Below are 8,377 nucleotides of genomic sequence, written 5' to 3'. Positions count from 1 at the left end.
CGCCGCCCCGCCCCCGCCGCCCCCCCCCCCCCCCCCCGCCGCCCCCCCCCCCCCCCCCGCCCCCCCCCCGCCCCCCCCCCCCCCCGCGACGTCGTCAGACGCTCACGGTGCTCGCGACGCCGCGCAGCTTGTGCCGGGCCAGCGCGAGGTTCGCGGTCATGCGGTTGAGCACGAGGTAGATGAACAGGCCCGCGTTGCCCTGGCCCTTGAGCACGTTGATCAGGTGGTACTGGTTTTGCAGCGTGATCAGGATGTCCTCGACCTCGTCCTTGAGCTCGAGGTCGTTGATGGTGCGCAGCTTCGCGCGCACCACGTTCGAGTTCCCGGCTGCGGCGACGTTGAGGTCGAACCCCGGGGTGCCGCCGGCCGCGAGGGCCATGCCGCTGTCGATGTCGACGATCGCGGCGCCGTTGGCGCCCTCGATCGCGAGCAGGTCGGCGATGACGTTGTCGAGCTGTGCCACGGATGGGGCTCCTGTCGTCTCGAGGGGAGGACGCAGCGGGGTGCTGCGGACCGGGTCGGGAGGCGACCCGGTTCGACCGGACGGACCGGACGTCTGTCGGCGTGCGGTGTGCCGGGGCGGCGTCGGTGCCGCGGCGGCGCGTGTCGCACCGGCCGGAGCACGGTGCGGAGCCTCCTCGTCGACGGCGGGTGGCAGGCCCGGCAGCGGCGTCCGCGGGGTCCGGGGACCCTCGCCGAGTGCCCGGTCCGGGCCCCGTGGCTCCTCCACGGGGAGCTCGCGCGGTGCGGTGCGTCCCCACTGCCGCAGGGACGCCCACCACCCGCTTGCCATGCCTTGTTCCGCCTTCGCCGAGGGGGCTCAGGAACTCCAGACAACACGCCCCCGGCGGGCCCGGCAAACCGGCTCACGTATCTGCAGGTGAGCGCGCCGACACCCTGGGCGATCAGATGTCGGGGCTCGTCCGGCGAGTGGAGCGGTGTGGTTGCGGCCCCGAGGCGGGCAGGAATCCGGAGGGCGGCCGGGGGTCGGCGCTCAGGTACGTTCCGCGGGGACCCCAGCGGGCCGGCACCGCCCCCGCCGTCAGGAGGAGAGCGCCGTGAAGACCAGGGACCTCGCCTACGTCGCGCTGTTCGCGGCGATCACGGCCGTGCTGGGGCTGCTCCCGCCGGTGCCGGTCCCGGGCATCCCGGTGCCGATCACCGCGCAGACCCTCGGCGTGATGCTGGCCGGCTCGGTGCTGGGCGCCAAGCGGGGCGGGCTGGCGCTGCTGGTCTTCCTGGCCGTGGTCGCGGTCGGCGCGCCGGTGCTGTCCGGCGGCCGCGGGGGCCTGAGCGTCTTCGTCGGGCCGACCGCCGGCTACCTGTACAGCTGGCCGATCGCCGCGTTCGTCATCGGCTGGCTGACCCAGCTGTTCTGGCGGCGGTTCAACCTGGCCTGGGCACTGGTCGCCAACCTCGTCGGCGGGGTGCTGGTCATCTACGCGATCGGCATCCCGTTCACCAGCCTCTACGGCGACGTCCCGCTGGCAGTGTCGGCGACCGGCGCGCTGGCATTCGTCCCCGGTGACGTGGTCAAGGCCGTCGTCGCCGCGGTGGTGGCGGTGGCGGTCCGCCGCGCCTACCCGGTGATCGAGGTGCCGGCCCGGCGCGCGGCCGCCGGCTGACGCGTGCGCTGGGGACGGCGGGGCGCGGCGGCGGCGCCTGGGGCGACCCTCCCGCGCACCGCGATCGAGCTGCGCGAGGTCGGCCACGCCTACGGCGAGCGGACCGTGCTCGCCGACGTCTCGCTGGCCCTGACCGAGTCGCGGATCGGCGTGATCGGGGCCAACGGCTCGGGCAAGAGCACCTTCGCGCGGCTGCTCAACGGGCTGGTCGTGCCGACGAGCGGGACCGTGCTCGTCGACGGGCTGGACACCCGCACCCGGGTGCGCGAGGTGCGTCGCCGGGTCGGCTTCGTCTTCCAGGACCCCGACGCGCAGATCGTGCACCCGACCGTCGCCGAGGACGTCGCGTTCGGGCCGACCAACCAGGGCCTGCCGGCCGAGGAGATCGCCCGCCGGGTGGACGACGTCCTCGTGCGCTACGGGCTCGACGGCCACCGCGACCACCCGGCGCACCTGCTCTCGGGCGGGCAGAAGCAGCTGCTGGCGATCGCCGGCGTGCTGGTGATGCGGCCGGAGCGGATCGTGTTCGACGAGCCCACCACGCTGCTGGACCTGGCCAACACCCGGCGGGTGGCGCAGGTGATCGCCGAGCTCGAGCAGGACGTCGTCGTCGTCAGCCACCACCTGGACCTGCTCGACGGGTTCGACCGCGTGCTGGTGTTCGACGAGGGCCGCGTCGTCGCCGACGGCACACCGGCCGAGACGGTGCCCTGGTACGTGGCCAGGATGGCGTGATGCTGTCGCTGTACCTCCCGGGCCCCAGCGTCGTGCACCGCGCGCCGGCGGGGTTGAAGCTGGGGCTGCTCGCGGCGCTCGGCGTCGGACTGTTCCTCACCGACCGCCTCGCCGTGGTGGCCGCGGCTCTGGCCGGGGTGCTGGTCGTGGGCCTGCTGGGAGCCCGACTGCCGGCCGGCGCGCTGTGGGCGCAGGTGCGGCCGGTGTGGATCTGGCTGGCCGCGCTGCTCGCCTTCCACCTGCTGGTCACCGACGCCGTCACCGGGACCGTGGCCGTGCTGCGCCTGCTGACACTGGTGCTGGCGGCCGCCGTGGTCACCGCGACCACCCGGGTCACCGCGCTCGTGGCCGTGGTCGAGTGGCTGGCGGGGCCGCTGCGCGTGGTCGGCGTGCGGCCGGCCCGGGTCGGCCTGGTCATCGCGATGACGCTGCGGTTCATCCCGCTCGTGGCCGAGCAGGCCGCGCGGATCCGCGAGGCACAGGCCGCCCGCGGGGCCCCACGCCTGCGCGCCGGGATGCTCGTGCCGCTGCTGATCTCGGTGCTGCGACTCGCGCACACGCTCAGCGAGGCCCTCGACGCGCGCGGGGCGGACGACGTGCCGGTGCGGGGTGCGGCGTGACCGGCGAGCTCACCGAGATCTGGCTGACCGAGGCGGCCGCGGCCCCGATGCGGCAGGTGCCCTCGGCGCGGCTGCTCCCTGGACGGGGGCTCGAGGGCGACCGCTACGCCCTGGGCGGCGGTACGTGGGCGCGCTATCCCGACCTGGAGAAGCAGGTCACCCTCATCGACGCCGGCGACGTCGCGGCCGTCGCGGCGGAGGTGGGTGCCGACCTCACGCCGGGCGACACCCGCCGCAACCTGGTGACGACGGGGGTCGACCTCCCGTCACTGGTGGGCCGCTGGTTCACCGTCGGAGAGGCGCTGCTGTTCGGGGTGAAGCGCTGCCCGCCGTGCACCCACCTGGAGCGGCTGACCGGCACGCGGCTGGTCAAGGCCATGGTGCACCGCGGCGGGATCAACGCCGCCGTGTTGGCGGGCGCCGTGATCGCTCCCGGCGCGCCGGTGCGAGCCCTCTCCGAGGAGGAGGCGGCCCGGCGCGGCGCCCCGACGGGCGCGGACCGCCCCGTGCCCCGGATCGTCGAGGGCTGAGACCCCGACACCTCGCGGTGGTCCCACGGTCACCGTGCGCACGGCCCGGCGGCGCGCGGGAACCGGGCGCCGACCCGGCCCGTGAGACTGGCGTGGACACCATGCGGACGCTGCTCAACCTGGTCTGGCTGGTCTTCCAGGGCTGGATCCTGGCCCTCGCCTACGCCCTGGCGGGCCTGATCGCCTGCCTGCTGATCGTGACGATCCCCTTCGGCATCGCCGCCTTCCGGTTGGCCGGCTTCGTGGTCTGGCCGTTCGGCCGGACGACGGTGCGGGTGCCCGGTGCCGGCGTCGCCTCCGCCATCGGCAACCTCCTGTGGTTCGTGGTCGCCGGGTGGTGGCTGGCGCTGGTGCACATCGTCAGCGGCATCGCGTTCTGCGTGACGATCATCGGCATCCCGTTCGGGATCGCGTCGTTCAAGCTCGCCGCCGTCGGTCTGTTCCCGCTCGGCAAGCGGGTGGTCGACACCGCTCCCCCGCGCGACTGGCTGCACGCCGGCAGCGGCGTGGTCCAGGCGCCGGCCGTCCGCTGAGCGACCGGACAAGACCCGGCACCAGCCCTACGGACGCGGCATCAGCCCTACGGACGCGGCATCAGCCCTGCGGACGCGGGCGTCAGGCCTGCGGACGCGGGCGTCAGGCCTGCGGTTCCTCGTCGGTCCAGCGTGCGAGGTAGTCCTTCTCGTCGGGCGTGAGCCGGCGGGGCCGGTTGATCGAGAAGTCGAAGGGCACCAGCAGGGTGCTGCCGGTGACCGCCAGGTTGTCGTGGTCGAAGGCCTCGTAGTGGCAGGTGAAGGCCGCGGCCCGGATGCCCGACACCCAGATCTGGACGTCGAGCGGCCGGGGCGAGTACACGACCGGGCGCTTGTACTGGATGTCGTGGGCGGCGACGACGGTGCCGCGGCGCAGCCCGGTCCGCTCCTCCAGCGAGGCCCGGTCGAAGAACAGGTCGACACGGGCCATCTCGAAGTACTGCAGGAAGACGACGTTGTTGACGTGGCCGTAGGCGTCCATGTCCGACCAGCGCATGGGGACCTGCACCGTGTACCGCACGGCCGACACCCTGCCGTACGGCCGCCCGGCGCACCCACGCGACCCGGCACGCGGACGCCGACGGCCGGCCGGAGCGGGTGCTCCGACCGGCCGTCCGGAAGGTGCTGCAACGGCCCACGGCGGGCCCGTCGGGAGGCTCGCCGCGGCCCGTCCCGGGTCCCGCCCGACCTCGCGGAGGGCGGGGGGACGGGTCCTCGGTCAGTCGCGGGCGAGCTTGCGGTAGGTCGCGCGGTGCGGACGTGCCGCCTCCGGACCGAGCCGCTCGACCTTGTTCTTCTCGTAGTCCTCGAAGTTGCCCTCGAACCAGAACCACTTCGACTCGCCCTCGTAGGCGAGGATGTGCGTCGCCACGCGGTCGAGGAACCACCGGTCGTGGCTGACGACCACGGCGCAGCCGGGGAACTCCAGCAGCGCGGACTCCAGACTGGTCAGCGTCTCGGTGTCGAGGTCGTTGGTCGGCTCGTCGAGCAGCAGCAGGTTGCCGCCCTGCTTGAGGGTCAGAGCGAGGTTGAGGCGGTTGCGCTCACCGCCGGACAGCACGCCGGCCGGCTTCTGCTGGTCCGGGCCCTTGAACCCGAACGCGGCGACGTAGGCCCGCGAGGGCATCTCGACGTTGCCCACCTGGATGTGGTCCAGGCCGTCGGAGACGACCTCCCACAGCGTCTTCTTGGGGTCGATGCCGCTGCGGTTCTGCTCGACATAGGAGAGCTTGACCGTCTCGCCGACCTTGATCTCGCCGTCGTCCGGCTTCTCCTCGCCGACGAGCATCTTGAACAGCGTGGTCTTGCCGACGCCGTTCGGGCCGACGACCCCGACGATGCCGTTGCGCGGGAGCGTGAACGACAGGTCGTCGATGAGGACGCGGTCGCCGAAGCCCTTGGTGAGGTCCTTGGTCTCGACGACGACGTTGCCCAGCCGCGGGCCCGGCGGGATCTGGATCTCCTCGAAGTCCAGCTTGCGGTACTTGTCGGCCTCAGCCGCCATCTCCTCGTACCGCTGCAGCCGGGCCTTGCTCTTGGCCTGGCGGGCCTTGGCGCCGGAGCGCACCCACTCCAGCTCCTCCTTGAGGCGCTTCTGCCGCTTGGCGTCCTTGGCGCCCTCGACCTTGAGCCGGGCGGCCTTGGTCTCGAGGTAGGTGGAGTAGTTGCCCTCGTAGGGGAAGGCGCGGCCGCGGTCGAGCTCGAGGATCCACTGGGCCACGTTGTCGAGGAAGTACCGGTCGTGGGTGACCGCGACGACGGTGCCGGCGTACTTCTCCAGGTGCTGCTCCAGCCAGGCCACGCTCTCGGCGTCGAGGTGGTTGGTGGGCTCGTCGAGCAGCAGCAGGTCCGGCGCCTCGAGCAGCAGCTTGCACAGCGCGACGCGGCGGCGCTCACCACCGGAGAGGACGGTCACATCGGCGTCCCCAGGCGGACAGCGCAACGCGTCCATGGCCTGCTCGATGCGGGCGTCGAGCTCCCACCCGTCGTGGTTCTCGATGAACTCCATGAGCTCGCCCTGCTCGGCGAGGAGGGAGTCGAAGTCGGCGTCGGGCTCCCCCATCGCCGCGCTGACCTCCTCGAAGCGGGTCAGCGCGTCGCGGAGGGGCTTGACCGCCTCCTCGACGTTGCCGCGCACGTCGAGCTCCTCGTTGAGCGGCGGCTCCTGCAGGAGGATGCCGACCGTGGCCCCCGGTGCCAGCATCACGTCGCCGTTGGAGGGCTGCTCCAGTCCGGCCATGATCTTGAGGACCGTCGACTTGCCGGCACCGTTCGGCCCGAGCACGCCGATCTTGGCGCCGGGCAGGAACGACAGGGTGACGTCGTCCAGGATCACCTTGTCGCCGTGCGCCTTGCGCGCACGGACCATCGTGTAGATGTACTGAGCCACTGGGCTTCGAGGCCTTCCGTCGGTTCGCGAGTGGAGGGCGGGCCGGCCGTGTACCGGCCCGCCCCCTTGCGTGCTCCCGTCCGATCCTCCCAGCCCTGACGGCTAGGCGTGCGCGGGCTCCGCAGCGCGATCGGCGAGGTTCCTCTCGTACAACGCCTCGGGGGCGTCGACGTAGTCCCGCCCCGGCACCACGTCGCTCTCCCCGGCGTACGTCTCGTCGGCCGCGGACGGCGACGGGACCCCTACCTCCTCGGCCGTGCGCGCCGGCCGGCTCCGCTTGAACAGGGCCGTGCCGCGGTTGAGGTTCGGCCCCACGGCGGTGGCCCGGATACGGGGCACGTTCCTCCGGCCGTTCTCGCTCTCCCAGCTGTGCGTGCTCAGCGTGCCGTAGACGATGACGGGGTCGCCCTTGCTGACGCTGCCGGAGACGTTCCCGGACAGCTCGTTCCAGCACTCGACGTCGACCCAGAAGGTGGTGCCGTCGACGAACTGCTGGGTGCTGCTGTCGAAGCGGCGCTGCGTCGACGCCATGCGGAAGTTGGTCACGGGGTTGCCGCCGTCGGGGCTGAAGCGACGGGGCGAGTCGACGACGTTGCCGACCACGGTGACGTGGGTCTCGTTCACGGTGCTCCTCGGGTCCGTGCGCCGCCGGACGGCGCAGCCGGCGCGGTGCCGGTCTGCGGTCGACCCTCTGCCGCGGGCACGTCGGAGGACAGCGAACCGGTGGACCTGTGGACGAACCCGGGACCTGTGGACGACGCAGCCGGCCCTCCCGCGGCCGGGTGCTGGACTGCCCGGGTGACCGCCTCAGCCCCTGCGCCCCCGCACCGCCCACGCGCGGGCGGAGAGCCGGATCGCACCGTCGTCCCCGATCGGCAGCCGGCGCCGGACCTCCTCCCGCAGCGCGACCCGGTCGGCGTCGGCCAGGGAGGCCACGTACGCCGGCGCCGGCCCCGTTCCGCCGAGGAAGGGCCGCCAGTAGTCGTCGACGTCCTGGAACACCGTCGGGACGACGATCTCCTCGACCGCCACCTCGGCCAGGCCGGCCGCGTCGAAGAGCGCGCGCAGCGGGTCAGGGGCGCAGCCAGGGAAGCGCACGCCCTCGTGCAGCGCCCGGGCAGCCGGGTCGCGCGCCCCCGCAGCGTCCCAGAACAGCCGGATCATCTGCATGCCCTCGGCGTAGTCCCACACGTACGCCGCCACGACTCCCCCCGGCCGGGCCGCACGTGCCATATCGGCCAGGGCGGCAGCCTGGTCGGGGACGAAGTTGAGGACCAGCCCCGAGATCACCACGTCGACCGACGCGTCGGCCACCGGGAGGGCTCGCGCGTCGCCCACCCGGAACGACGCCCGGCGGTCGCGGACGTGTGCGGTCGCGTGGCCGAGGAAGGCCGCGGACGGGTCGACACCGAGGACGCTGTCCGGCGCGCAGGCCTGCAGCACCGCCTCGGTCAGCGCGCCGGTGCCGCAGCCGACGTCGAGCCACCGCAGCCCGCCGGGCGGGGCCACCCAGGCGAGGAACCGCCGCGCCACCGGCCTGCTCCACCGGCCCACGTAGGCCTCGTACTGGGCCGCGCCGGTCCACGGTCCTGCAGCAGTACCGAGTTGCTCCACGGCGGCCTCCCGACGACGGGCGGCGCTTGTGCAGCAGATCGTCGTCCGGGCCGGCGGTCGGCACCAGAGGACCGTGGACCATGGCCCGTCGGCGGATCGGAGCGGCGCCGGGGGTGCGATGATCGCCCCCGAGCGCCCGTAGCTCAGCGGATAGAGCAGGTGCCTTCTAAGCACTTGGTCGCAGGTTCGATCCCTGCCGGGCGCGCTGGCCGGCGCCCACCCTCCCCGAAAAGAGGAGCGGGGGCCGGGGGGGGCCCCCCGGGCCCCCGGGGCGGGGGCCCCCGCGAAGGCCGCGCGCACGCCGGCGGGGCCGGGGTGGAGCACCTCGGCG

10 protein-coding genes and 1 tRNA gene are annotated in these 8,377 nt (G+C 73.6%); 6 read left to right on the top strand and 5 right to left on the bottom strand.

All coding sequences use genetic code 11. From position 1 onward, the window contains the following. Positions 1-94: 94 nt before the first annotated feature. A complete protein-coding gene (locus ACI782_RS25860; protein ID WP_456912981.1) occupies positions 95-463 on the bottom strand; it encodes a hypothetical protein in 369 nt (122 codons plus the stop codon). 595 nt (positions 464-1,058) lie between these two features. Here ACI782_RS25860 and ACI782_RS25855 point away from each other — a divergent pair. The 5 genes from ACI782_RS25855 (at position 1,059) to ACI782_RS25835 (ending at position 4,043) form a co-directional block, all read left to right on the top strand. Beyond that, the gene (locus ACI782_RS25855; RefSeq protein ID WP_456912980.1) at positions 1,059-1,625 is read left to right on the top strand and encodes a biotin transporter BioY; all 567 of its coding nucleotides are present in this window, start codon (positions 1,059-1,061) and stop codon (positions 1,623-1,625) included. Between the two features lie 3 nt (positions 1,626-1,628). Continuing rightward, a complete protein-coding gene (locus ACI782_RS25850; protein ID WP_456912979.1) occupies positions 1,629-2,360 on the top strand; it encodes an energy-coupling factor ABC transporter ATP-binding protein in 732 nt (243 codons plus the stop codon). After that, positions 2,360-2,980, top strand: a complete 621-nt coding sequence (locus ACI782_RS25845) for an energy-coupling factor transporter transmembrane component T (protein WP_456912978.1) — start codon at positions 2,360-2,362, stop codon at positions 2,978-2,980. Before ACI782_RS25850 ends, ACI782_RS25845 begins: the two co-directional genes overlap by 1 nt. Continuing rightward, positions 2,977-3,510, top strand: a complete 534-nt coding sequence (locus tag ACI782_RS25840) for an MOSC domain-containing protein (RefSeq protein WP_456912977.1) — start codon at positions 2,977-2,979, stop codon at positions 3,508-3,510. The genes ACI782_RS25845 and ACI782_RS25840 overlap by 4 nt, the downstream gene beginning before the upstream one ends. Positions 3,511-3,611: 101 nt before the next feature. After that, positions 3,612-4,043 (top strand): YccF domain-containing protein, encoded by a 432-nt coding sequence (locus ACI782_RS25835; RefSeq protein ID WP_456912982.1) that lies wholly within the window; start codon positions 3,612-3,614, stop codon positions 4,041-4,043. Positions 4,044-4,146: 103 nt separating this feature from the next. On the opposite strand, the gene ACI782_RS25830 is transcribed toward ACI782_RS25835, so the two are convergent. From ACI782_RS25830 to ACI782_RS25815, 4 genes are all read right to left on the bottom strand, one after another. Beyond that, positions 4,147-4,563 (bottom strand): acyl-CoA thioesterase, encoded by a 417-nt coding sequence (locus ACI782_RS25830; RefSeq protein WP_456912976.1) that lies wholly within the window; start codon positions 4,561-4,563, stop codon positions 4,147-4,149. 198 nt (positions 4,564-4,761) lie between these two features. Next, entirely contained in the window at positions 4,762-6,432 is a 1,671-nt protein-coding gene (gene ettA / locus ACI782_RS25825) for an energy-dependent translational throttle protein EttA (RefSeq protein WP_456912975.1), read from the bottom strand. 102 nt (positions 6,433-6,534) lie between these two features. Beyond that, positions 6,535-7,056 (bottom strand): single-stranded DNA-binding protein, encoded by a 522-nt coding sequence (locus ACI782_RS25820; protein ID WP_456912974.1) that lies wholly within the window; start codon positions 7,054-7,056, stop codon positions 6,535-6,537. A 183-nt stretch (positions 7,057-7,239) separates the two neighbouring features. Further along, positions 7,240-8,046, bottom strand: a complete 807-nt coding sequence (locus tag ACI782_RS25815; protein WP_456912973.1) for a class I SAM-dependent methyltransferase — start codon at positions 8,044-8,046, stop codon at positions 7,240-7,242. 132 nt (positions 8,047-8,178) lie between these two features. Between ACI782_RS25815 and ACI782_RS25810 the strand changes: the two genes are divergently transcribed. Then, a tRNA-Arg gene (locus ACI782_RS25810) sits at positions 8,179-8,251 on the top strand. Positions 8,252-8,377: the final 126 nt, after the last annotated feature.

Source organism: Geodermatophilus sp. SYSU D00703, from assembly GCF_054050155.1.
Note: the sequence above shows the minus strand (reverse complement) of the source record. Positions and strands in the feature narration are given on the sequence as shown.